General features: G+C 42.6%; 26 protein-coding genes. 7 read left to right on the forward strand and 19 right to left on the reverse strand.

Annotated features, from left to right (window positions below; genetic code table 11):
- From NSQ70_RS17880 to ribD, 3 genes are read left to right on the forward strand one after another with little or no spacing between them, the layout of a single operon-like run.
- Nucleotides 1–894: a VOC family protein gene (locus tag NSQ70_RS17880; RefSeq protein ID WP_096882044.1), complete on the forward strand. Its 894-nt coding sequence runs from the start codon at nt 1–3 to the stop codon at nt 892–894.
- Entirely contained in the window at nt 872–1,633 is a 762-nt protein-coding gene (locus NSQ70_RS17885) for a GTP cyclohydrolase II (protein WP_008345606.1), read from the forward strand. The genes NSQ70_RS17880 and NSQ70_RS17885 overlap by 23 nt, the downstream gene beginning before the upstream one ends.
- Nucleotides 1,620–2,711 (forward strand): bifunctional diaminohydroxyphosphoribosylaminopyrimidine deaminase/5-amino-6-(5-phosphoribosylamino)uracil reductase RibD, encoded by a 1,092-nt coding sequence (gene ribD / locus NSQ70_RS17890; RefSeq protein WP_268361254.1) that lies wholly within the window; start codon nt 1,620–1,622, stop codon nt 2,709–2,711. Before NSQ70_RS17885 ends, ribD begins: the two co-directional genes overlap by 14 nt.
- 69 nt (nt 2,712–2,780) lie before the next feature.
- Here ribD and NSQ70_RS17895 read toward each other — a convergent pair whose 3' ends face one another.
- The 8 genes from NSQ70_RS17895 to NSQ70_RS17930 form a co-directional block, all read right to left on the reverse strand.
- Nucleotides 2,781–3,146: a VOC family protein gene (locus NSQ70_RS17895; RefSeq protein ID WP_024719529.1), complete on the reverse strand. Its 366-nt coding sequence runs from the start codon at nt 3,144–3,146 to the stop codon at nt 2,781–2,783.
- Between the two features lie 170 nt (nt 3,147–3,316).
- On the reverse strand, nt 3,317–4,171 hold the full coding sequence (locus NSQ70_RS17900) for a polysaccharide deacetylase family protein (protein ID WP_178897457.1): 855 nt from the start codon (nt 4,169–4,171) through the stop codon (nt 3,317–3,319).
- Nucleotides 4,172–4,236: 65 nt separating this feature from the next.
- A complete protein-coding gene (locus NSQ70_RS17905) occupies nt 4,237–4,566 on the reverse strand; it encodes a PTS lactose/cellobiose transporter subunit IIA (protein ID WP_008345614.1) in 330 nt (109 codons plus the stop codon).
- A 19-nt stretch (nt 4,567–4,585) separates the two neighbouring features.
- Nucleotides 4,586–4,909, reverse strand: a complete 324-nt coding sequence (locus tag NSQ70_RS17910; RefSeq protein ID WP_342502325.1) for a PTS sugar transporter subunit IIB — start codon at nt 4,907–4,909, stop codon at nt 4,586–4,588.
- Nucleotides 4,910–4,921: 12 nt separating this feature from the next.
- Nucleotides 4,922–6,355, reverse strand: a complete 1,434-nt coding sequence (locus NSQ70_RS17915) for a glycoside hydrolase family 1 protein (RefSeq protein WP_039165072.1) — start codon at nt 6,353–6,355, stop codon at nt 4,922–4,924.
- Nucleotides 6,352–7,416, reverse strand: coding sequence for a mannonate dehydratase (uxuA, locus tag NSQ70_RS17920; RefSeq protein WP_039165070.1), 1,065 nt, complete (start codon nt 7,414–7,416; stop codon nt 6,352–6,354). The genes NSQ70_RS17915 and uxuA overlap by 4 nt, the downstream gene beginning before the upstream one ends.
- A 15-nt stretch (nt 7,417–7,431) precedes the next feature.
- Nucleotides 7,432–8,742, reverse strand: a complete 1,311-nt coding sequence (locus tag NSQ70_RS17925) for a PTS transporter subunit EIIC (protein ID WP_024719533.1) — start codon at nt 8,740–8,742, stop codon at nt 7,432–7,434.
- Nucleotides 8,743–8,831: 89 nt separating this feature from the next.
- Nucleotides 8,832–10,790, reverse strand: a complete 1,959-nt coding sequence (locus tag NSQ70_RS17930) for a BglG family transcription antiterminator (protein ID WP_282746111.1) — start codon at nt 10,788–10,790, stop codon at nt 8,832–8,834.
- A gap of 137 nt (nt 10,791–10,927) precedes the next feature.
- Between NSQ70_RS17930 and NSQ70_RS17935 the strand changes: the two genes are divergently transcribed.
- Nucleotides 10,928–11,125 (forward strand): hypothetical protein, encoded by a 198-nt coding sequence (locus tag NSQ70_RS17935; RefSeq protein WP_039165063.1) that lies wholly within the window; start codon nt 10,928–10,930, stop codon nt 11,123–11,125.
- Between the two features lie 46 nt (nt 11,126–11,171).
- Here NSQ70_RS17935 and NSQ70_RS17940 read toward each other — a convergent pair whose 3' ends face one another.
- From NSQ70_RS17940 to NSQ70_RS17965, 6 genes are all read right to left on the reverse strand, one after another.
- Entirely contained in the window at nt 11,172–11,597 is a 426-nt protein-coding gene (locus tag NSQ70_RS17940) for a DUF5082 family protein (RefSeq protein ID WP_024719536.1), read from the reverse strand.
- A 284-nt stretch (nt 11,598–11,881) separates the two neighbouring features.
- On the reverse strand, nt 11,882–12,148 hold the full coding sequence (locus NSQ70_RS17945; protein WP_039165060.1) for a YwqI/YxiC family protein: 267 nt from the start codon (nt 12,146–12,148) through the stop codon (nt 11,882–11,884).
- Between the two features lie 37 nt (nt 12,149–12,185).
- Nucleotides 12,186–12,611 (reverse strand): DUF5082 family protein, encoded by a 426-nt coding sequence (locus NSQ70_RS17950; protein ID WP_008345637.1) that lies wholly within the window; start codon nt 12,609–12,611, stop codon nt 12,186–12,188.
- Nucleotides 12,612–12,906: 295 nt separating this feature from the next.
- Nucleotides 12,907–14,313 carry a Na+/H+ antiporter NhaC gene (gene nhaC / locus NSQ70_RS17955; RefSeq protein WP_041507995.1) on the reverse strand — a complete coding sequence of 469 codons (1,407 nt, stop codon included), beginning with the start codon at nt 14,311–14,313 and terminating at the stop codon, nt 12,907–12,909.
- Between the two features lie 143 nt (nt 14,314–14,456).
- Entirely contained in the window at nt 14,457–15,878 is a 1,422-nt protein-coding gene (gene aspA / locus NSQ70_RS17960) for an aspartate ammonia-lyase (protein ID WP_045033751.1), read from the reverse strand.
- 28 nt (nt 15,879–15,906) lie between these two features.
- Nucleotides 15,907–16,896 (reverse strand): asparaginase, encoded by a 990-nt coding sequence (locus NSQ70_RS17965; RefSeq protein WP_017358664.1) that lies wholly within the window; start codon nt 16,894–16,896, stop codon nt 15,907–15,909.
- A gap of 206 nt (nt 16,897–17,102) precedes the next feature.
- Here NSQ70_RS17965 and NSQ70_RS17970 point away from each other — a divergent pair, with 206 nt between their 5' ends.
- A complete protein-coding gene (locus NSQ70_RS17970; RefSeq protein WP_017368336.1) occupies nt 17,103–17,450 on the forward strand; it encodes a helix-turn-helix transcriptional regulator in 348 nt (115 codons plus the stop codon).
- A 51-nt stretch (nt 17,451–17,501) separates the two neighbouring features.
- On the opposite strand, the gene NSQ70_RS17975 is transcribed toward NSQ70_RS17970, so the two are convergent.
- The 5 genes from NSQ70_RS17975 to NSQ70_RS17995 form a co-directional block, all read right to left on the reverse strand.
- Entirely contained in the window at nt 17,502–17,957 is a 456-nt protein-coding gene (locus tag NSQ70_RS17975) for a helix-turn-helix transcriptional regulator (RefSeq protein WP_008345651.1), read from the reverse strand.
- Nucleotides 17,958–18,053: 96 nt separating this feature from the next.
- Nucleotides 18,054–18,581, reverse strand: a complete 528-nt coding sequence (locus NSQ70_RS17980) for a YfjD family protein (protein ID WP_056704059.1) — start codon at nt 18,579–18,581, stop codon at nt 18,054–18,056.
- A 21-nt stretch (nt 18,582–18,602) separates the two neighbouring features.
- Nucleotides 18,603–19,361 carry a hypothetical protein gene (locus NSQ70_RS17985; RefSeq protein ID WP_173408408.1) on the reverse strand — a complete coding sequence of 253 codons (759 nt, stop codon included), beginning with the start codon at nt 19,359–19,361 and terminating at the stop codon, nt 18,603–18,605.
- A gap of 12 nt (nt 19,362–19,373) precedes the next feature.
- The gene (locus NSQ70_RS17990; protein WP_342502326.1) at nt 19,374–20,570 is read right to left on the reverse strand and encodes a glycine zipper domain-containing protein; all 1,197 of its coding nucleotides are present in this window, start codon (nt 20,568–20,570) and stop codon (nt 19,374–19,376) included.
- Between the two features lie 4 nt (nt 20,571–20,574).
- Nucleotides 20,575–20,898, reverse strand: coding sequence for a WXG100 family type VII secretion target (locus tag NSQ70_RS17995; protein ID WP_342502327.1), 324 nt, complete (start codon nt 20,896–20,898; stop codon nt 20,575–20,577).
- A 226-nt stretch (nt 20,899–21,124) separates the two neighbouring features.
- On the opposite strand from NSQ70_RS17995, the gene pepT reads away from it, so the two are divergent.
- Together pepT and NSQ70_RS18005 are read left to right on the forward strand one after the other, a co-directional pair.
- Complete coding sequence (gene pepT / locus NSQ70_RS18000) at nt 21,125–22,357, forward strand: peptidase T (RefSeq protein WP_008345662.1); 1,233 nt, start codon at nt 21,125–21,127, stop codon at nt 22,355–22,357.
- A gap of 288 nt (nt 22,358–22,645) precedes the next feature.
- Nucleotides 22,646–22,825 (forward strand): hypothetical protein, encoded by a 180-nt coding sequence (locus tag NSQ70_RS18005; protein ID WP_008345664.1) that lies wholly within the window; start codon nt 22,646–22,648, stop codon nt 22,823–22,825.
- Nucleotides 22,826–22,829: the final 4 nt, after the last annotated feature.

Consider the following 22,829-nt stretch of genomic DNA (forward strand, 5'->3'; position numbering starts at 1 on the left):
TTGAATACAATAGAGCAGGTAAGATTAGGTGTAACAGAATTACATGTGTCCAGCTTTGAGCGTTCTTTGCCTTTTTATACAGACATTTTAGGTTTTACTTTATTAGAACAGACGGATTCTACTGTCACGCTTGGCAGCAACGCAAAGGAACCAATCCTTGTGCTGAAAGAAGATGTGCAGCTGAAAGAGAAGCCGGATCATGAGCCAGGACTTTATCATTTTGCGGTTTTATTACCTACCAGAAAAAACCTGGGCACATGGCTGGCGCATGTGCTCAAAAAAGGCTATCCTTTAATTGGAGCAAGCGATCACTTTTTCAGTGAAGCCATTTATTTAAGTGATCCAGATGGCATCGGCGTTGAGATTTATGCTGATCGTCCTCAGGACATATGGGTAGGTGAGCATGGAGAGCTGAAAGGTGGCGGAAATGCTCCGCTTGATGGAGATGGTCTCCTGCAAGAAGCCGCTGATTCCACCTGGGAAGGACTCCCGGCTGGTACAGTCATGGGACACTTGCATTTCCATCTCAACCCAGAAGAAGCCGATTCCTTTTATGTGAACACGCTCGGTTTTCATATCCGAATGGCTCCCCCAGCCAGCTTATTCGTTGCTGGTGGCGTCTATCATCACCACCTTGCCTTTAATGCATGGGGACGCGGGAGAAAAGGAGCCATTGATCCACGTTTTTCAGGAATTAGAAGCTATACACTGGTTTTCCCAAAAGAAGACGATAGAACATCCGTCGTCGAACGTCTGACAAAAGCAGGCGTTCACATGAACACGACAGGAAAAAGTAACGAATTTATTGATCCATTTGGCGTTCTCGTTCGTTTACAGATTGAAGAAACAGACAAAAAAGAAGGTGCAGAATATGGACAAACACACAGAGGTTAAAACAGCCATTTTAAAAGATAAAATCAAACGAGTACAGCAAGAAGACGGATTTATATATATCACTGGACCTATTAAACTGCCAGTGAATTTAGACGGTAGAACGGTCATGTTTAACTGGTATTCATGGTTAAAAGATGACGGGAAAGAACCATTATCAGATGAAGCTTTAATCGAAAGCCTTTCCTCCCGTGAGCTTGCAGATCACCAGCAATCAAGTGTCCTTGTTTACGGAGATTTCGAACATGCTGATGAAGCGCTGATCCGCATGCATTCCATCTGCCACACCGGCGATATTTTCGGAAGCAAACGCTGCGATTGCGGGTTCCAATTGAAACAGTCTATGCGGATGATTGAGGACAATGGAGCAGGCGCACTGTTTTATTTAGCCAACCATGAAGGACGCGGGATCGGTCTTTTCAGTAAAGCCATGGCCTACATCTTGCAAGAAAACGGCTACGATACAGTAGAAGCAAACGAAGCACTAGGCTTTGAAGATGATACACGTCAATATGAAGAAGCGATTGCTGTTCTTCAAACGTTGCGTACAAAGCCAGTCAGACTTATTACCAATAATCCGAAAAAGACCGATGCTATCAGTCATGCAGGCCTTTCTCTTTCTGGACGGATTCCTCTTTGGGGTGATGTCTCTGAGTTCAATGAAAAATACTTGCAGACAAAAATTAACCGCTCAGGCCATATGAAGGCGGATCAAGAGGTGCGTACGATTGCCACATCATGAGCGATATATGAAACTAGCCCTTAAAAATGCCGAAGCAATGAAAGGTCAGACATCTCCCAATCCGCTCGTCGGGGCTGTGATTGTGCGAGAAAATGAAATTGTTGGGGTCGGGGCGCATATGAAGGCCGGCGAACCACATGCAGAAATCCATGCGCTCAAAATGGCTGGAGATAAGGCAAAAGGTGCCACGATCTATGTGACACTAGAGCCTTGTTCCCACCATGGCCGCACAGGCCCATGCGCTGAAGCACTTGTGAAAGCTGGCGTCGAAACTGTTGTCGTGGCGGCACTTGATCCGAATCCGCTGGTCGCTGGCCGCGGGATTGCCATTTTACAAGACGCTGGCATACAAGTTATCACGGGCGTACTTGAACAGGAATCCATTCTGATGAATGAAGTATTTAATCACTTTATTACGAAAAAAACACCTTTCGTGACGCTCAAAGCGGGCATTACGTTAGACGGAAAAATTGCATCTGCTACGTCTGACAGCAAGTGGATTACATCAGAGACGTCCCGTTATGATGCACATCACATTCGCAGTATCAACGATGCCATCTTGGTCGGTGCGCAAACCGTCATTCACGACGATCCTTCATTAACAGCACGGATTCCAAACGGTCATCATCCAATTCGAATTGTCTTAGACTCTAAGCTGTCTATCCCGCTGACAGCAAAGGTGGTCACAGATCAAATGGCGCCAACATGGATCTTTACAACAAAACAAGCCAATGAAGAAAAACGAGCCGCTTTAGAAGCAGCTGGCGTCAGCGTCATCATGACGGATAGCGATATCCGAGTGCCCTTACAAGAAGTACTTCAAGTGCTTGGAGAAAGAAATATCTCCTCCCTGATGATTGAAGGCGGCGGACAAATCAATGCCTCATTTTTAGAACAGCAGCTTGTCGATAAACTCGTCATCTACATGGCGCCCAAGCTCATTGGCGGTCGACTCTCTCCTTCTTTTTTCGGAGGCGAAGGCATACGCCTCATGAGTGATGCAATTGAACTGGATCAACTCTCTCTTGAACCACTCGGAAAAGATATAAAGATAACGGGTTATCCTGTTTATCAATAACCTACTTTCATAAAATAAGGATGTCGAGATTTTCTCGACATCCTTATTGTTTCTCACAAGATTTATTTTCTACAGTCTCTCTAAAAATTCAATTCGATTTCCAAATGGATCATCTACATAAAACCTGATGGCTCCATCTAACGGCTGATCTTCCTTTATAAGAATATGATGTTTCATTAATGTCTCTTTTAAATTTGATAATTTTTTTACTTGAAAAGCTGGATGAGCTTTTTTCGCTGCTTGAAACTGATCTTCAATGCCAATGTGAAGCTGTTGATTGCCACACTGAAACCAAACACCACCACGTTTTGCTAGGTGAACAGGCTTAGGTATTTCCTTCATTCCTAGAATCTCCCCAAAAAACAAACGTGCCTTCTCTTCACTCCCCTTTGGGGCAGCTAACTGGACATGATCAATTCCAAGAAAATTTGACATCTTTGCTCTCTCCCTTTTCACATCATTTAAAAAACATTATGTGTGACGTTCACGTCTGAAGAATATACCTAGATGTGTACTCAAGCCCGATGATGTTGTCGATCCACAAATCATCTCCACGAAACGTGTCGTAAAATGTTTCATGTGAAACATCTGTGATCTAATATTGATCAATTTCCCTCTATCAGCCTGCCGAAGCTTTCGGGTGAAAGTCCTGGTGAAATGCGAAGGCGGTGTAAGGACATCATGCCTTGTTCCTTTTTCGCATGTCCTGGTTCAGTGGTCACAGCCATTTCATATCCTGCTTCCTTCGCCAGCTTCAGTGTGTCTTCGTTATAGCGACCGACCGGATAGCTGACCATGATCGTTTGTTGAGAAAACCGCTGGTCAAAGAATACCTTCGATCCTTTTAATTCTTCTTCCTGCTGCTTCTGTGTTAAACGATTGAGTTCTAAATGATGAATGGTGTGACTCTCTATTGAAATACCATGCGCCATCATATCATCCATTTGAGCATCGGTTAAATGATGCGGACGGCCAATGGACTGCTCGATCATAAAAATCGTGGCTTTCATTCCATATTCCTTTAAAATCGGAAATGCCTTTGTGTAGTTATCCGTATATCCATCGTCAAATGTGATAAGAACATACTTTTCACTTGGTGTCGAATTGGTCGCGAGAACTTGATATGCCTCTTTCGGCGACAGCGTGACATAGCCGTTGTCTTTCAGCCATTTCATATGAGCCGCAAATTCGCTTTTTGGCACACGTAACGAATTACCACTGGAAATACTGTGATACATCAAGATTGGAAGCGCAACGGGTTCCTTTTGCTGAATCCAGTTTTGTTTGTCTATCTCTGCCGCTTCAATTTGCTGCGTTTCTGTTGTTTCTTTCGTTTGTACTTGACCCTTTACCTCTTTGATGGCTTGCTGGTTTCCTTCTGTTTGCTGTTTCGCACCCATACAGCCCGAAATGAGCAGCATGACTAAACCAACTGCAAGCCACATACATGTTTTTTTCATTCACCAATCCTGCTTTCTCTTTATCTACCGAATGATTATAACAGAAATTGGTTAATAACTGATATCTATTTTGACAGGGTATTCATTTTTTTACACATTTCGATCATTTCAATGGCAAGCAGATGGATGGTCTCTGTTGTGAGCATTTGGTCTTCTGCATGTATGAGCAGTAAAGAAAAGGGAAGCTGTTCCCCTGCCGCCTCTTTTTGTATCAGCGACAAGTGCAGGTCATGGATGCTTCGAAACGCTTCCTCCCCTTTTTCAATCAACTGCTGTGCTGCTTCAAAGTCATCCGCTCTTGCTAGACGAATGGCTTCTACATAATGGCTTCGTGCCTCACCTGCATGGGCAATGATTTGAAAGGCTGCTCCCTGCATTTCCTCTAATACCGTCATCTGCTTCTCCTCCGATTGCTCAATATTCATTTGCTAGTTTCAGTGCATGTTCTAGAATTTTTTCTCCATTCGCTGTTCCATATAATCTGACATTTACCACATCGACAGGTATATGATAAGGTGCCGCTTTTTTTTCTGCTGCCTTTCTCATAAAGCTAACTTGCGGTCCTAGCAAAATGACCTTTACATCGTTCCCATGCTCTTCTAATTCATCCGCAATGGCCCCTTCAGGTATCGCATAAATTTCATAATCCAGCCCTTTTCCTTCTGCGGCTGCCTTCATTTTAGATACCACAATCGACGTCGACATTCCTGCTGCACAAGCGAGAATGATTCGCTTCATATCCCATCACTCCTATTGATAAATGACATCTGGTTCATCCCTTAATTTCCTCGTTTGGATTAATGTTTTGAACCAGTATCCTGACGCTTTCATCTGACGATTCCGTTCATTCTCCAGTTGGATCTCTACTAATCCGTAGCGATTCTTGAATGCATTCATCGGCGAGACATTATCCGTAAAAGCCCAGAGCATATATCCCTTGCAGTTTGAACCTTCTTTTTTCGCTTGAAGGGCTTTTTTCAAATGCTGGCTGATAAATGAAATTCGGTACTGATCATCAATGATGCCGTCTTCGTTTTTAAACCGCTCTTCCTGCTCGACCCCCATACCGTTTTCAGCCACAAACCACTCGATATTGCCGTATTCTTCTTTTATTCTCATGCCCATATCATAGACGATATTCGGATAGATTTCCCAGCCTCTGAATGGATTCATTTTTCTCCCTGGGAGCTCAAATAGATCGTAATAATAAGATGGATGAAACGGTGTATTTTCGTTCCAAGCCTTGCTAGGTGCCTTAACGCGATGCGGATAGTATAAATTAAGACCGACCACATCGACTGTATGATCTTTAATGATCTGAAGCTCTTCTTCCGTTGCATCGAAAAGAATGTCATGCTTTTTCAATACATCAAGCAGTTCTTCTGGATACTCGCCTTTAATGGAGGGATCTAAGAACACTCGATTAAAAAACAAATCATACATGCGGGCCGCTTCTTGATCATGCGGAGCAGTAGATCTCGCATACGTCACTTCTGGATTGAGAATGACCCCGATTTTTGCACCGGCTGATTCCTTCAAGCCCATTTCCTGAAAAAGCTTCACCACTTTTGCTGTCGCCAAGGCTTTATGATAGTTCCACTGCATCCATTTCTTCGTATTTTGCTCGAAAGGATAACGAATAGCATCTAGATACACACGAGTCTGAACAACAATTGGTTCATTAAAGGTAAACCAATGTTTGACCCGGTCTCCATAGCGTTCAAACACCTTTTCTGCATAGAGAACAAACAGCTCGACAACATGTTTAGATGACCAGCCGCCGTACTTTTCAAGCAAAACGGCCGGAAGCTCATAATGCTCTAAGCAAAACATCGGCTCTACACCTGCTTCAAGTAATTCATTGATGAAATCATCAATATAACGAGCATAGGCCTCATCTACAATTCCATTCTCGTAATCTATGAGAAATCTCGACCAATTGATCGATGTCCGGTAATGAGATAACCCAATTTCCTTCATAAGGGCTACATCTTCAGGATAGCGCTCGTAAAAATTCGTTGCTCCTGCTGGTCCGTATCCTTCGTGCCATACGTGATACCCCTCCTTATACCAAAGGTCTATATACGAATCCTGATGCGGTTTCTTCCCTTTCCAACCCTCCGTCTGCCAAGCAGAAGCCGCAGCACCTAGAATAAAGTCATTGGGTATGTCGATTTTGTTCATGTTGCCACCTGACCTTTCTTCGTGTGAATTTGAAGTCCTTCCCACATCCCTTGTAAATACATAGCTCCAAGTGCTCGATCGTATAATCCATAGCCAGGTCTGCCCGTCTCACCAAAGATCATTCGTCCATGATCTGGCCGGACATAGCCAGCAAATCCTTCCTTAAACAATGCGTTCACAATCGCTCCCATATCGAGGCTGCCTGCTGACGACAGGTGTGCCGACTCTTCAAAATCACCGTTTTCATACAAATTGACATTGCGTAAATGAGCAAAGTGTATACGCCCTTTTTTGGCATACTTTCTCGCAAGTGAAGGAACATCATTTTTCGCATTACAGCCTAGGGAACCGGAACAAAAGGTCAGTCCATGCTGTGAGCGTTCATCGAGCTGAAGGATACGATCTATTTGTTCTTCACAACTGACAATGCGGGGCAGACCAAATATGTTCCAAGGAGGGTCATCTGGATGCAGTGCCATGTTCATGTTCTCTTCCGCTGCAACTGGAAGGATATTTCCCAAGAAATAGTCTAGGTTCTCAAACAACCCTTCCGCCCCCAATGCCCTGTATGCAGCCATCAACTTTCTCATTTCTTCCTGCGTATAAGACGTATCCCACCCTGGTAAGGACAGTTGATCTTTTTCTATATCCATTTGTTCAAGCTGATGCTGAAAATAAACAAGGGTCGTCGATTGATCAGCTAGTGGGAAATCGAGCTGTGTTCGTGTCCAATCAAGGACTGGCATGAAGTTATAACAAATGACCTTCACACCATGCCTTGCTAATCTGCGGATATTTTCTTGATAATGCTCGATATAAACATCCCGGCTAGGCTTTCCCAGCTTAATATCTTCATGGACCGGGAGACTTTCTACGACTTCAAAAGCAAGATCGTGACGTTCGATTTCCGCTTTTAAATGAGCAATACTTTCCTCCGGCCACAGATCACCAGCCGGCACATCATAGACTGCACTGACAATCCCTTTCATGCCGGGAATTTGCCGAATATATGAAAGGGAGACAGGATCTTCTTTGCCATACCATCTAAATTGCATGTTCATTCATGAGCCCTCCTTCTATTCTGAATCAGGTGCTGCTTCTGGCTTCCGGTTGGATAAGAGGACAAAAGGTAAATAGATGAAAACAGCGACAACAATACAGATGAGCTGTGTGATGACAGCCCCCATACTGCCAGCGGTAGACAGCCAAGCATTCACAATCGGAGGTGTCGTCCATGGCACCATCACCACCGCTTTCCCGGCAAAACCTGTAGCGGTTGCGATATAACCAATCGTACCTGTCACGAGTGGTGTAACGATAAACGGAATCGCCATCACAGGGTTCAACATGACAGGTAATCCGAAAATAACTGGTTCATTGATGTTAAACAGTCCAGGTCCTGATGAAAGCTTGGCAATGCTACGCATCTCTTCCCTTCTACCCGCTATAAAAATGGCGATCAACAGACCAATCGTCACACCCGAGCCACCAATGCTCATATACACATCCCAAAATGGCATCGTGATAATATTTGGAATCTCTTTTCCCTCTTGAAATGCTGTCATATTCACTGCTATTGATCCTAATAACAGCGGCTCGCGGATCGGTTTAATCATTTGGTTGCCATGAATACCGATCACCCAGAAAAATTGAGCCACAAACATTAACGTTAAAATACCAGGCAGTCCCTGCACAACGCTTTCAAGCGGACGCTGCACGACGTTATACACCGCTTCATGCAAATAAATGCCTGTCACACGGTGAAACGCAAACCCGAATGAACTAATGATCGTAATCGTAATAATTGATGGGAAAAGTGAAGAAAAAGACGTCGCCACATTTGATGGAACAGAATCTGGCATCTTAATTTGCAGCCACTTCACCTCGGTAAGTTTACAAAAGATCTCTACAGAGACGATGGCAATGATCATACCCAAAAATAAGCTTTTTGGATCGGAGAATTGCCTCGCCAGCACATCGACAACCTCACGCATCGATCCATCGACTTCAAGAAGAAGTGTCGTCGGAATAACGGATATAAATGAAATCAATGCCATTAATCCTGGGAATAATGATTTATGTCCATTGATTTTCCCAAGCTCAATCCCGATGAGGAACACAGCCCCGATCGTTAAAAAGTTCAGCGTGGCATAATTGATTGCCTTCATAATTGGCTGAAGCTCTGCTAAAAACCTGAATATCTCAAAATGGGCAAGCCCCGTTTCCGGGCTCATGATCATATTTGCGACCAGTACAGCAAAAGCCCCCGTAATGATGATTGGCATTAATGTGACAAATGCTTGCTTAATCGCCATAATATATTTCTGATTTGTAATACGATAAGCGACATGTCCCATGACGTCGGCCGCTCTCTCTTTAAAGCTCATGATCCGTCTCCCCCTTTACAAAAACTCGTGATCATCCTCCTTTTTGATGTTATTTTAAAAGCGCTTTCATTAACATCTAATCTTTTTCCTCACAGATGCGGAAATGGGTGTCCTTTTTTTTCATCTGGCTGTTCCAACACGTGCAGCGCCGCCGTCAGTTCTTCAAATGAAGCCGCTTTGATGATTTGCTCCACCACTTCCTTCTGCTCTGTCAAACGCACAAGAAATTGATAAAGTGACTGCAATTCTTTCTGATACGTCTTCTGTATACTTAATAAACAGACGACCTGTACCCGCTCTTCGCCCCACAGCACTGGTTTTCTCAACGTACAGATCGCACAAAACGTATCATCTGTTGCCGGTTTGATTGGGTGAGGAATTGCGACCAAATGACCGAACGACGTAGGTGACACTTCCTCTCTTTCCAGCAATAGCTGTTCAAAATCATTTGGGATTCGGTTTTGTTCCTGCAATACATTCACGAAAAATTGAAGAACCTCTTCCCTTGTTTGTAGATCTTGCTGAAAAAAAGTCATATTCGGACTGATATATCGCAAGACCCCCATTTCTTGTGACCCCTGTACAAATCGTTTCAGCCTTGACATATCGTCTTCACTGAGGATCGTATGTACATCAATCACTGGCACAGGTAGTGTGTTCTGAAGCGGGATGGTACTAATGATCAAATCGATACTTCTCAAGTCATACGACAAAAGGTCACTGACACTTGCAGTTCCAGCAATCTCTAGCCTTTCGCTAAAGGCGGCCTTCAGCTTATGGAGAAGAAGCTGACTGCTCGCGACACCCGTTGCGCACACAATCAAGCATTTTTTCCTCACAGTCTGAGTTTTTGTCCGCTCTATGGCAGCACCAATATGCAGCGCCAAATATCCGATTTCATCTTCATGAATCTCTACATTCTCTTTTTCCTTCAGCCATCTTCCCATATAGACACCCGCTTCAAAGGCAATCGGATAATGCCTTTTTATGTCTGATAAATAGGGGTTACGGATGTTCATATCATATCGGAACCGATGAATCGCTGATCTCAGGTGAAGACTTAGTCCCACAATCAATTCCTTGTCTGTCTGAATATCAAGTGACATGTGCTCTTCGACATAACCAAGTAATTGGTGAGTTAAACGGAAATGCTCTTCATCAAGCATGTGAAATAGCGTGTGGCCCGTTTCTCCATACGCCATCATTTTTGCCCCCATTAAATGAATCGCAATATAGGCCATTTCAGATAATGGAAAATCTATACCGAGTACGTGACGCATATCTTCTGCCATTTGCCTCGCCACTTGAAAAGCGGGCTGTGTTTGAATGTCTTTGAGTTCTCCTTCCGGCATCATGACCAATTTTTTCTCTTCAATTCGTTTGCACGCAATGGCGATATGTGTCACTAAGTTGCTTAAACCGATCTCTGACACATGAAGGCCGCTTGCCTTTGTACGTGAACGCACCATATCTTGAATCAATTGATATGTTTCTTCAGGTAAAAGGGCAGGATTCGGATGCTCCTGCTGAAACACATGCTCAGCTAGACAATACCTTAATTTCATTTCATCTCCAGTCAGCCTCAGTCCATATTTAGGACGGTGTGCAACAGAGAGGCCATGTAAAGAGAAAATATGCTTGACTGCTTTCAGGTCATTTTTCACAGTAGATTCACTCACAAATAATTCCTCGGCCAATTCATCTAATTTCATATAGTCTTCGGACAATAAAAGCCTTCTCAATAAATAAGAGATACGATCCTCCGGCTGATTTGGAATGACTTGATTCTTTTTTTCATTTCTTTCTCTCATTGAGTTTTTCAAAAAAGTACGAAATGCTCCATAATCTTCGACAGTCAATGTATACCCTGCTCCACGTTTCATATGAAGTGTTGCCCCATGTGCTTCTAATATTGATTTAAGCGCTTTCATATCTGTTCGAACTGTTCGTGATGTGACGCCTATCAGGCGTGCAATTTCTTCACCTGTCAGCTCCTGCTCTGCCTGCATTAACCGCCTCAACAGCTCCTCCTGACGTAGAGATAACATAGACTCCCCTCCCTTGGTCAATTACTTTTGCCTATCATCATAAACGAAAATAGAACTCTTTGCCCAGTTTTTCTTTCCGACCGGGAACTTTGTTATGGCTCATACGTATGAATATGAAACAAGAGGAGGGATACATCATGTTTGTTATCATCATCATACTAGCTACTTTAGGCGCCATTACCGCCCACATGTTTACACCAAAAGATAAGCGTTCATCTTCTAAGCATTCTGCACATCACAGTTCAACAACCAGTAACTATACTGATTCGTATACACATCACGCTTCTGATGCCTCCTGCGGTGGTGATTCTGGTGGTAGCAGCGGATGTGACTAAACCAAAAAAACAGCCGCTTGTTCAGCCGGCTGTTTCGTTTATTTTATTAAAGAGCTTTCCAGCCCCGTTCAATTAAATGTTTGACATCCTTTGCAAAATCCTCGCCCTTTTCCATTACATCTTGGGCTCTTCCTGCAAAATTACTGGCGACAGCGAGTTCCATTTTTTTTAACTCAAAGTGCATAATTTTTTGGTCTATCTCCGTCATATAGGTTTCATACTCATTGTTCACAATGTCGTGCAGCACGTGATAGGCTTCTTTCCGATGACGGTGAAAGTCCGTTCCTCTCTCACCTTTCCATGACGAATCTAGAGCAGGCTTCTTGATTTCCTTTATGTCAGACTGCGCAAGATCTTGTTCTGTTCGAATATTACTTTTGGCTGTCTTTAACCGAGAGATCATTTCGTCAAATTCTGCACGTTTGTTTTCAATCCCCATATGCAGATGGTGCAGCATCTCGGATAAACTCATGTCATCCACCTCTATTAGACCTCATAAGAAAGCACGGCGTCAGCATTTTTGAAACCGAGCAGATCATCTGCTTTTTCCAGTCCTGACATTTCTATCGTTCGCTTTCATTAAGTATAGTATAAGGCTAAAAGCCTTAGGCTTAAATAGGGAAAAGGTGTCCTTTTAACATGGTGTTTGGAAGAAAAACGGAATAATCTAAGGTCATAAATCCCGAATTATATATGAGTCTTTACGACTATATTTTACATCGTACTCAGCTACGCTATCAATAAAACGATTGGGGCTTATGATTTTGCCGCAATCGCTTCATCCTGTTCTTTTAGTGTCTTCACATTTGAGCGTGTATCCTGAACGTTTTTGATCAAGGCTTCTTTAAAGCTTGAGACCATTTCGCCCACCTCTGCTTCACGTGACGTCCATTTGGTTACAAATTCAAGGCTGTTTTCACCAGCTTTATCTGCTGCTTTTTTCATTGTTAAAGCTTCAACTGCTTGGGAGACTTCATCTAGTTTATCCATCACTGTTTGGTAGTTTAACTTAATTTGTCCCATTATGATATCCTCCAGGTTTGTTCAGCATGAAGCTCGCTTACAAGCTGCTCCATGCTTTTGAGATCAAGCGTTTTGCGTCTTCTACTGCGTCTTCTCCTTTTTCAGCCAAACGTGCGGCATCTCCAGCTAAAGAGCTGGCAAAGGATAAGGCAGCCTGCTCTGCTTCTAGTGTACTGATTTTGAATTCGATTCGGCTCACGTAGCGTGGGTATTTATCGCTTACGATCGTTTGCAGCGCATCATGCGCTTCATTTCGCTCTGATTTGAAATCTTGGCTCCGCTCACCTTTCCAAGAGGCCCCAAGCTTTGGCTGCTTGATTTGTTTTAGGTCTGTTTCTGCGGCATCTTGTTCACGTTCAACCTTACTTTTTGCTTTTTTGAGTCGAGCAATTTTCTCTTCGATCTCTGCCTTTTTATTTGAAATGCCACCGTTAAGGGCAGACAGCATATCCGATAAGCTCATATGGGTTCCTCCTCCTGTCAAAAATAAAAACGCTGCTTAGAGTCCCTCTAAACGAGCGTAATGGTGAATCGCACTTTTTCCAATATTGTTATTATAAGGTTCAAAGACTCATGTTTGAATAGGGATTTGTGCCCTTTTTATGGTATAAATATGCTTTCAATCTGCTTCACACCACACCTTAAGCCCTCTTTTATAGGGGGTCAAAATACACAACCACCCTTCTGGAAACACACATAGTCTTACGGTCCTAGGACAAACAAAAGCCGCCCGGGGGAGGGGCGGCTTTTGCAGCGGCTTATGATGCCGATTCTTCTGAGTCTTGTTGATTTTTGACGTACCAAATGAATTTCCCTGTATATCCGTAGATAATGGCAAGACCAATGGCAACAAAGCTCAACCACATAAATGGTAAATAAGAGAATGTCGAGACGCCTAGAATCCCTGCCATGTAAATTCCGTTATCTGACCACGGAACCATACCAGACGTCATTGTTCCACCGACTTCAGCGTTTCTAGATAGAACGCGTCTGTCTATTTTCAATTTATCATAGCTTTTTTCCATAATTTTCGGTGTAAGAATTAATGAAACGTACATCGCACAGCCGAAGATATTTGCGAAGAATGCAACAACAAGTGTAGATAGGGTTACATTTCCTGCATTATATAATTTCTTCTCGAAAGTAGCGACAATTACTTTTAAGACGCCGAGATATTCAAGTACGCCACCAAAACCAAGTCCGAGAATAATGACCACTAGCGATCCAAGCATATTCACAATACCGCCACGATTTAACAGCGTATTTAAGAAATCTACATCTGAATTAATAGAAAAGCCATTATAAGCTGTTCCAAGCGCATCTGCCGGGTTCATTCCTTGGAATGCCATTGCCCAGACTGCACCAAGAAGGGCACCAATAGCGATAACAGGCATTGAAGGTTTCTTAAATACGAGCAGTAATACAACCACTACTGCTGGGATGATCATCCAAATGTTGATTGTGAATGTATCTTGAAGGGCATTTTTCAAAAATTCTACTTTACCTTGATCAATGTTGCGTCCGCCATACATAAAACCTGTAACCGTAAACATAATCGCTGTAATCACAAAGGCTGGTATGGATAAGACCATCATGGCTCTTACATGCGCCAGCACGTCCACTTTTGAAAGAGAGGAAGCGAGCACAGTACTATCAGATAAAGGAGATAATTTATCACCAAAATAAGCACCAGATAAAACAGCCCCAGCTACGATCGGTAATGGGATACCCAATCCTTCACCAATTGCGATCATCGCAATCCCTGCTGTTCCAACTGTACCCCAAGAGGTTCCTGTTGCAACGGACATAATCGCACAGATGACAAGTGTAGCTAATAAGAAGATATTAGGATGAATAAATTCCAGTCCGTAATAAATTAACGTGGGTACAACACCGCCGGCAATCCATGTACCAACAAGTGCACCTACTGCAATTAAGATTAAAACAGCCTCTAAACCATTCGATATCCCTTTTGTAATCGCATTTTGAAGATCTTTGTATGAATGCCCTAAACGAATCCCTAAAGCAATAACCATAAACCATGAGATGAACAATGCGAGCTGAATATCTAGTTTGAAGTAAAGAGTAAATGATAAAACAATTGCTAAAAATAAGCCAAGTACAGACACGACTTCTAAAATAGACGGTAGACGTGGTGTTTTCATTTTGTTTCCTCCCTTTGTGCGTGCGTTAAGCGTTTTCAAAATATTGTGAAAAAAGTGTGTCAATTCGAAAGAAAGTGAATTGCCTGTTTTTCTCTATTTCACAGGCAATTCCACATATTAATAAAATAAAATTTTTGATATTATTATCGCTCTAGGAGCTCTGCACCGGCAATGCCAGGCTTTGTCATCTCGAATGGATTCAAGATAATATCAAGTTCTTCTTCTGTTAACACATCATTTTGCAGGCAAAGATCTCTGATCGATTGTCCTGTTAAAATGGCTTCCCTTGCGATTCTAGCCGCGGCTTCATAGCCTAAGTGAGGGTTTACCGCAGTAATGACACCTGCACTTTTTTCGACATATTCTTTCAAACGTTTTTCATTTGCTTCGATGTCCGCTAAACAGTGATCTGTGAATGAGCGGAATCCGTTATTCATTATACTAATAGATTGAAGCAAGTTAAAGACCAGAACAGGCTCCATCACATTTAACTCAAGCTGGCCTGCTTCAGAAGCAAGACAAATGGTGTGGTCGTTCCCAATGACCTGGAATGCGATTTGGTTAATGAGCTCTGCCATGACTGGATTGACTTTTCCAGGCATAATGGATGATCCCGGCTGACGGGCTGGCAATGCAATCTCAGCAAGACCTGCACGTGGGCCAGATGCCATTAAGCGAAGGTCATTCGCAATTTTAGACATGTTCATCATGCATACTTTTAAGGCAGCAGATACTTCTGTGTATGCATCTGTATTTTGCGTCGCATCTACGAGGTGCTCTGCTCCTACTAATGGCAGTCCAGAAATATCAGCAAGCTTCTTCACGACGATTTCGATGTAGCGAGGATCTGCATTGAGGCCTGTCCCAACAGCGGTCGCACCCATATTTACTTCATATAAATGCTGTTTTGATTGGTTGATTCGTTTAATATCACGGCTCAGCACACGGCTGTATGCTTCAAACTCTTGTCCTAAACGGATCGGAACAGCGTCTTGTAAATGAGTACGCCCCATTTTGATGACATGATCGAATTCTTTTGCTTTCTTTTGAAATACGTCATGCATGGCCTGCATCGTCTCAAGTAAAATGTCTAACTGCTTGAGCACTGCAATATGGATCGCCGTTGGGAACGAATCATTTGTCGATTGTGACATGTTCACATGTGTGTTTGGACTTAAATGAATGTATTCGCCCTTTTGATGTCCCATGATCTCGAGGGCTCTGTTTCCAATGACCTCATTGGCATTCATATTCATAGACGTTCCTGCGCCGCCTTGAATCGGGTCTACGATGAAATATTCATGGAATTTGCCTTCAATGACTTCATCTGAAGCTTGAACGATCGCATTTCCAATTCCTTCATATAAACGTCCGACTTCCATGTTGGCTTGAGCTGCTGCTTTTTTGACAATGGCAAATGCTCGAATGAGTTCTTCATGCATGCGATATCCTGTAATGGGGAAATTCTCTTTTGCACGAAGCGTTTGAACACCATAATACACGTCTGCGGGAATTTCTTTTTCACCTAGAAAATCCTTCTCGTAACGATAAGTTGCTTGAACCATCTCGTATGACCTGCTTTCTATAGAATAGTTAAATCACTAAATCTTCTGCGATTGGCGTTTCCATAATCTTTTTCACTTCTCGTGGATCTGTTGTTTTACCTAATGCCCACATGAGCTTTGGCACGATAGCTTCTGTGTTCATGTTTCTTGAACGAGCAACCAGTTCTTGATTGATTTTACGTCCTACTTCATACACACTCATGTCTTCTCCTTCTTCGAGACACTGAGTGGTGATCACAACAGAAATGCCTTCTTCCAGCAATTCGTTGATTTTTTCTAAAAGGTTTCTTCCTTCGAAAGGAATTCCGCCGCTGCCGTAGCTTTCAATGACGACTCCTTTGTACAACCCTTTGATTGAATCTAAAAACTCAGGCTTCAGTCCTGGATGCAGTTTTAATAAACAAACGTCTGTGTTCAAGGATGCATCTAATTTAAGCGGTTTCATTGATGATCTTTTTACTTTGCTATTGTATTCAATTTGATGATTTTCAATCGATGCAATATATGGGTAGTTAATACTTTCAAATGCATCGTAGCTTTTCGTTCTTAGTTTGATTGCGCGAGTTCCTTGAATGACTCTGCCATCAAACACGACGTATACGCCGCCAACACCGTCACATGCAAAACGAATCGCATCTGTAATGTTTTTCTTCGCATCTGTTTTCTTAAACGTAATTGGAATTTGAGACCCTGTAATGACAATTGGCTTATCAGGATTTTGCAGCATATACGATAGTGCTGCTGATGTATAGGCCATTGTGTCCGTACCATGCGTGACGACAAATCCGTCATATTGATCATAATTTTCATAAATGGCTGTTGCGATATCAACCCAGTATTCAGGCTGCATATTGGTACTATCTATACTCATTAGGGACTTTGTGTCCATTGTGTAGTCTGCATTAATTTCGTTTAAATAGCTTAAAAGGTCCTCAGCTTTAACACCTGGAGCTAAACCATTTTCACTTTCTACAGATGCAATCGTCCCACCAGTGGTTAAAAGCAATAATTTCTTCAACAGGTCCACCTCTTTCAGTAAAATTACTTCGTTTGTCACACATATTATAAGCCAGCTTGTGCTATTCTATAATATACGCTTTACGCGTACCTTCATTGCCATTATAGTCACATAACGCGAATTAATCAAGAAATTATTACGCATAACGCGTACACTCTTTGTCAAAATATGATATACTGTTGTTGTATATAAAGGAGCGTTCATGTATGATACTCGATCGTTTAACCACCCTTAGAAAAAAGAAAAAATGGTCTCTCCAGCATACGGCAGATCGCCTAGGTATCGCCAAAAGCACCTATGCCGGTTACGAATCTGGGTACCGACGACCTTCGCTTGAAGCAGTGAAACTGCTGGCTGATTTGTATGATACGTCCATTGATTTTTTACTTGGTAGAACGGACGAGCCAGAGATACAACGCAAAATCTCTGATATCAAAATTGAGCTGACGGAAGCAAAAGAAGGAACCATCCATGTAGACGGCGTTCCACTAACAGATGAAGAAATCAAACAGCTTGTTGCCTTTATTCGGGCGAAAAACACTCTGAAAGTATAAACAACACAAAAAAGAGAGGTCCCTGTCATAGAGGGACCTCTCTTTTTCTGCTTACGACAGCTCACTTAATTCCTCTAACCGCCGCTTCGCTTCTTCTTTATTAAAGGAACTATAATAGCGATAATTCTCATCATCTAAGATGCGGTAATGCTGACTTAGCACATTCTGCTGAAGACGAAACGTACCTTTTCTCACAGACGTCCGCCACCAAACCTTTCCGCCAATCGTACGTTCAACAGATAAATGCAATTCATCGTGGGCGACGACTTCCAAAATCTCAAGCGGATCATCCCCAAGTGTCCCTTTTAAAATGTCACTATCCCTGAATAATGCACATACGGCCGCAGATTGCGTCCAGTTGAGGCGAAGACGATTCTTTTCTACCTGCTGCAAATGCCGTTTGGATAGCCCAAGCACCTCAGCCATGCGGTCCTGTGTATAGTCTTTTTCTTTTCGAATTCGTGCCATTTGTTCTGTGACGAGGTCAATTACCATTTCTTTGTCCATCTCTCATCACCTCTTGATTGTTCAGTCTTTACTGACATCTTACACGATTTCTTAAAAAAAGTGGCGTCTCACCTCATGGAATGATGGCGAAAACATCTATTGATTCTGCTTTTCACCATGACCATGCTGCTGTTTCCAATTCTCTTGGGCGGTCTCATGTAAATATGGATAAATGTCTTGTTTCACCGTTTGCTCAAATACTTCTTCATCTAAAATACTGTACGCCGGAATCTTGATCAATTTCCCATCAATTTTCCGAATGAGCACATCCATGAACAGAAATCCCCTGATACTGTAACGATGCCTGCGCATATCAATAGATTGTATGTCTTGAAAAGGGATTGTTTGTTGCCGGTATAAAACAGCGCCATTCTCTCCTCGCTGAATGCGAAAAATCACATTTCCCCTCTTCGTAAAAGCCGGAAGAATCATCAAAAAAGAGATCCACCCATAGACAATGCCTAATAATCCGCCTAAAAATAAAAACAACGTATAATTCGATTCAAATGTAAGAGCTTCTGAAAATAACCAAATACCGATGATGCCAAATCCGCCCGTTGCTAAGAATGCCCATACTCTTAGAAAGGGTCTGCTCCTCACTTCTATTACTTCACTTGGATTCAAGCGCCATTCTCCTTTTCTCCATTAGAATATAGAACGTAATCCGTCCCTATGAGCCGTCTCTATCCGAAATTCATTTTCCTTCATGCCCGACACTAGCCAAGAATGCTTCTGCCCCGGAATAACAAATATCATAGACTCTACATCCGGCGTATTATTTTTATCATAAGTGACCTTCATCAAAGAATCCATTTTTCCTTTTCTGACCCTTACATCAGAAACAAATGCCCGCACAAGCTCTTGGTTCTCTGCTTTATTTAGAAAAGAAGGCCAATCATCATTCCCTTGACTGGATTGTTCTAACAGCAGTTCAAATTCTTCCGCCTTCAAATTGATGACTGGTGTAAGGTGTTCGCTCATGTGTATGTTCAAAAAGGTTGTCACTTGCTCCACAGTCTGCTGGTCGTCTTTTAGTTTGTGAATCTGATGCACTTGTTGATCATAAAGCGTATGGTGTGAATACACACCTGCCTGAGTCGTATGAAAGGACGTACTGACCTCTTCATCTAATGCACCAAACCTTGAAGCTTTCACGGTATGTGATGCATCGTTCATGGCTTGAATGAAATGCCGGTATTTTTCTTTATAACGGTATTGTCTATTTCGAAATTCCAGCACGTCTTTTGCCAGCAAAGAGCGACATGCAATTTCAAATAAAAATCCAAGACGTTCATCCTCTACATCTGGATAATAGGCTTCCTTTAAAGACATCCCTTGCTCAAAATAGCCTTCACTGTAAAAACTAAAGATGAGTTCCTCGATACTTAGACTTAGCTGATCCAACTTGATCTCTCCTTATCCAAAAGAAAATGCGCCCTTCAAGAAATCACCTGCACCTTTCAACAGCGAATCTGCGGTTTCTTTTGTTTTTTCTATTCCTTTATGTATCACCTGATTTGCTTGATCAATGGTGTCATTGACTGCTTTAACACCTTGACCTGCCAGTTCAAATGCTTTTTTGCCCTGATCGACGACCGCATGAATTGGGTCTTTTAATTTCACTGCGACCTGTTCTGCAAAACCAGAAGTAAGCTTGGCGACTTTTTCACCAATAAAGCCACCTACTGCTGATCCTATCGCACCGCCAACGACTGTTCCAATCGGTCCTGCAAAACTTCCAAGAGCGCCGCCCACAACGGCACCTGCAACAGATCCGCCTGCAATAAAGACCGTATTATTCACTGCATTTCCAACAGCCTTTGCATTTTCACGCTTGAGAACTTCTGGCTGATCCCCAAATTCCGCATAGTTCTCCGCAATTTTCAGACCGCAGCCAACCGTTTCTGTTGCACCCGTGACGACCGTTGCAATGATGGCATTTCCTTTCGCAAACCTTGCACCATTTTTCAGAACAGACTTGATGCCAGCTGTGTCCTTCCAATTGATACTTCCTTTTGTGAAATCACGTACACTGTTCGTGAACGCAACTGTATCGCTAGGATAAAATTTCGTAAATTTCTTATGGACCAGGTCAGCCATCGACCAATTGGACCGTTTTAATAATTCTTTTTTACTCAGCCAAATCCTTGCCAACCGGTCAAATCTCGTTCCTTCTACCCGTCCGGTCACATCAAGAAGGAGCTTTGAATGCTGCGCAGCATAGCGGCCATTTTCTTTAATAAAGGTCGTCATGCCAAGTCCATAGTATTTTGCCTGCATCATCACAATACCAGCTAGGCTCGTGAGTGTACCATATTGATCATACAGACTGTACATTTTCCTTAAAATATCATCAGCTTCGACCATTTTATCCGTTGCATGACGAATGGCAATGTCGTCACTGCTCAATTTGCTCATTAAGGCTTGTCCAGAACCCCATGCATCTCCTACTCCAGAAAAACAGCTTCGATAACGGGGATCACAGCCTAGGATGAGGCCATCCAGTTCACTATGTAAATCGTGGTGCTTTGTTTGGATGGCCGAAAGCTCTCCTACAAAATCATTCGCCAGCCCTGTCAGCTGATCTGGATCTACTACAATGTCACGCGCCATCACATCATCTCCCTTCTCGGTTTCTTTCTCTCCATTCTTCTCGCCTTTTTCGCTCAAGCTCTTCCATTCTGGCGATTTCAGCTTTACGTTCCTCGATTTTGACAGCAGCATCCCGCAGTTCCTGACTTGTTTCAAGCAAGTCCTTTTCAAATTGATCATAGCGTGCCACTGTTTCCTCAAAGCTTTGATCAAATTTATCTCTTGCTTCCCCTTGCCAGCCTGATCCAACTGCCTTCAGCCGATTCTCAAGCAGCTGCTTCGACTGCCGAATGCCATCAGCAGCTTCCTGGAACTTTTGAGCGAGTGCAAGTGTTTGACTAGAATCCAACTTTCGCACCCCTTTCTCCCAAATTAACGTACAAATGGATGATTTTATATGTCCTCATTATAAATAAAAAGACACCCAAAAAAATCACCCTAAAGAACCATTCAGCACATCGCAAAATAAAAGTAGGTCTTTTTCCTCTCTAATTGTCAGAGAAAGCCTTTCTTGTTATGAAGCGCATTCAAGACATGATAAAATGAACATATTCTACAAAAGGAGTGACGTATTGATGAAAGAGGAAATGATCCAGCGATTCACAAGTTATGTAAAAGTGGATACACAGTCTGATGCAGACATAGAGAGCTGTCCATCCACTGAAGGACAGCTGAACTTAGCAAGGCAGCTTGTTGAAGAGATGAAATCCATCGGTATTCAAGAAGTGACAATGGATGAAAACGGTTATGTCATGGGCACGATCCCATCTAACACAGACAAAGAAGTGCCAACCATTGGCTTCCTAGCTCATATCGACACAGCCACTGACTTCACTGGCAAGAACGTGAAACCGCAGATTCATGAGAACTATCAAGGCGGGGACATCACGTTAAACGAAGATCTACATATCGTATTATCTCCAGCACAGTTTCCAAATTTACAAAAATACCAAGGACATACGCTCATCACGACTGATGGCACGACCCTGCTTGGTGCAGATAACAAAGCAGGTATCGCAGAAATTATGACCGCCATGCATTACCTGATTGAGCATCCAGAAATCAAGCATGGAAAAATTCGTGTCGCCTTCACACCAGATGAAGAGATCGGCAGAGGACCTCACAAATTCGATGTTGATGCCTTTGGCGCTTCTTATGCTTATACGATTGACGGCGGCCCGCTAGGAGAGCTTCAATATGAAAGCTTCAACGCCGCAGGTGCAAAAGTATCAATTAAAGGAAACAACGTCCATCCAGGGACAGCAAAAGACAAAATGGTGAGTGCTGCAAAGATCGGCATGCTCTTTCACAACAAACTTCCTTCAGATGAATCTCCAGAATACACAGAAGGATACGAAGGCTTTTTCCACCTCACGAGGTTTGTAGGAGAAGTAGAAGAAGCAGAGCTGCAATATATTATTCGTGATTTTGATAAAGAGAAATTCAACAAGCGCAAAGCACTGTTTGAAAAAATCGCAAACGACTTAAAAGCAGTCTACGGCGAAAACAGCATCACCCTTAGCATTCAGGATCAATATTACAATATGAGAGAAAAAATTGAGCCAGTCAAACATATCGTAGACATCGCTCATGAAGCCATGGAAAACCGCTCAGTGACACCTGTCATTGAACCAATCCGCGGCGGTACAGATGGCTCACAACTTTCATATAAAGGACTTCCAACGCCAAACATCTTTACTGGCGGGGAAAACTTCCACGGTAAATATGAATTCATCTCTGTAGAGAACATGCTGAAAGCGTCAGAAGTGATCGTGGAAATTGCACGTTTATTTGAAGAAAAAGCATAAACATGTTTACAACCGTTCCTGTTCGGGAACGGTTTTTTAATAAAAGTTTACAATTTTCTGAAACTTTTATGACACTTAATCGTACTAATAGAGACAACCCCAGAAAAATTCTTCTTGACGAGTGCAATAACTGGAAATATAATAGTTAAAAACAACCAGTATTTTAGACCTAAAAAAGCAGCAAGAATAAACCTTTAGAACTAAACGCTATTTGCTAACTATTTTCAGTTATAAACATCACTCACCCTGTCTACACTTAAAGAATAGGATGAATTGGAGGAATGTCATATGATGATTTTATTGATTATCGCTTCACTTTGCTGCTACTTACTATTCTCTTTCAAAAAAGATAACCGCACCCAAAAACGAAAAAGCGCAGAGCTTTCGGAGTTTGAAATCTTTCGTATGCGCCGCCACTACAACGGCAAACGCCGTCACCCACTAAACGATGCACCCAAACAAGTATAAATGT

This window comes from Bacillus sp. FSL R5-0397 (assembly GCF_038593395.1).
Classification (GTDB): domain Bacteria; phylum Bacillota; class Bacilli; order Bacillales; family Bacillaceae; genus Bacillus; species Bacillus altitudinis.

What these genes read in the sequence shown, in the direction of transcription:
- NSQ70_RS17885 (WP_008345606.1), top strand. Translation starts at nt 872, where the DNA reads ATGGACAAACACACAGAGGTTAAAACAGCCATTTTAAAAGATAAAATC.
- NSQ70_RS17895 (WP_024719529.1), bottom strand. Translation starts at nt 3,146, where the DNA reads ATGTCAAATTTTCTTGGAATTGATCATGTCCAGTTAGCTGCCCCAAAG.
- NSQ70_RS17900 (WP_178897457.1), bottom strand. Translation starts at nt 4,171, where the DNA reads ATGAAAAAAACATGTATGTGGCTTGCAGTTGGTTTAGTCATGCTGCTC.
- NSQ70_RS17905 (WP_008345614.1), bottom strand. Translation starts at nt 4,566, where the DNA reads ATGACGGTATTAGAGGAAATGCAGGGAGCAGCCTTTCAAATCATTGCC.
- NSQ70_RS17910 (WP_342502325.1), bottom strand. Translation starts at nt 4,909, where the DNA reads ATGAAGCGAATCATTCTCGCTTGTGCAGCAGGAATGTCGACGTCGATT.
- NSQ70_RS17915 (WP_039165072.1), bottom strand. Translation starts at nt 6,355, where the DNA reads ATGAACAAAATCGACATACCCAATGACTTTATTCTAGGTGCTGCGGCT.
- uxuA (WP_039165070.1), bottom strand. Translation starts at nt 7,416, where the DNA reads ATGAACATGCAATTTAGATGGTATGGCAAAGAAGATCCTGTCTCCCTT.
- NSQ70_RS17925 (WP_024719533.1), bottom strand. Translation starts at nt 8,742, where the DNA reads ATGAGCTTTAAAGAGAGAGCGGCCGACGTCATGGGACATGTCGCTTAT.
- NSQ70_RS17930 (WP_282746111.1), bottom strand. Translation starts at nt 10,790, where the DNA reads ATGTTATCTCTACGTCAGGAGGAGCTGTTGAGGCGGTTAATGCAGGCA.
- NSQ70_RS17935 (WP_039165063.1), top strand. Translation starts at nt 10,928, where the DNA reads ATGTTTGTTATCATCATCATACTAGCTACTTTAGGCGCCATTACCGCC.
- NSQ70_RS17940 (WP_024719536.1), bottom strand. Translation starts at nt 11,597, where the DNA reads ATGAGTTTATCCGAGATGCTGCACCATCTGCATATGGGGATTGAAAAC.
- NSQ70_RS17945 (WP_039165060.1), bottom strand. Translation starts at nt 12,148, where the DNA reads ATGGGACAAATTAAGTTAAACTACCAAACAGTGATGGATAAACTAGAT.
- NSQ70_RS17950 (WP_008345637.1), bottom strand. Translation starts at nt 12,611, where the DNA reads ATGAGCTTATCGGATATGCTGTCTGCCCTTAACGGTGGCATTTCAAAT.
- nhaC (WP_041507995.1), bottom strand. Translation starts at nt 14,313, where the DNA reads ATGAAAACACCACGTCTACCGTCTATTTTAGAAGTCGTGTCTGTACTT.
- aspA (WP_045033751.1), bottom strand. Translation starts at nt 15,878, where the DNA reads ATGGTTCAAGCAACTTATCGTTACGAGAAGGATTTTCTAGGTGAAAAA.
- NSQ70_RS17970 (WP_017368336.1), top strand. Translation starts at nt 17,103, where the DNA reads ATGATACTCGATCGTTTAACCACCCTTAGAAAAAAGAAAAAATGGTCT.
- NSQ70_RS17975 (WP_008345651.1), bottom strand. Translation starts at nt 17,957, where the DNA reads ATGGACAAAGAAATGGTAATTGACCTCGTCACAGAACAAATGGCACGA.
- NSQ70_RS17990 (WP_342502326.1), bottom strand. Translation starts at nt 20,570, where the DNA reads ATGGCGCGTGACATTGTAGTAGATCCAGATCAGCTGACAGGGCTGGCG.
- pepT (WP_008345662.1), top strand. Translation starts at nt 21,125, where the DNA reads ATGAAAGAGGAAATGATCCAGCGATTCACAAGTTATGTAAAAGTGGAT.
- NSQ70_RS18005 (WP_008345664.1), top strand. Translation starts at nt 22,646, where the DNA reads ATGATGATTTTATTGATTATCGCTTCACTTTGCTGCTACTTACTATTC.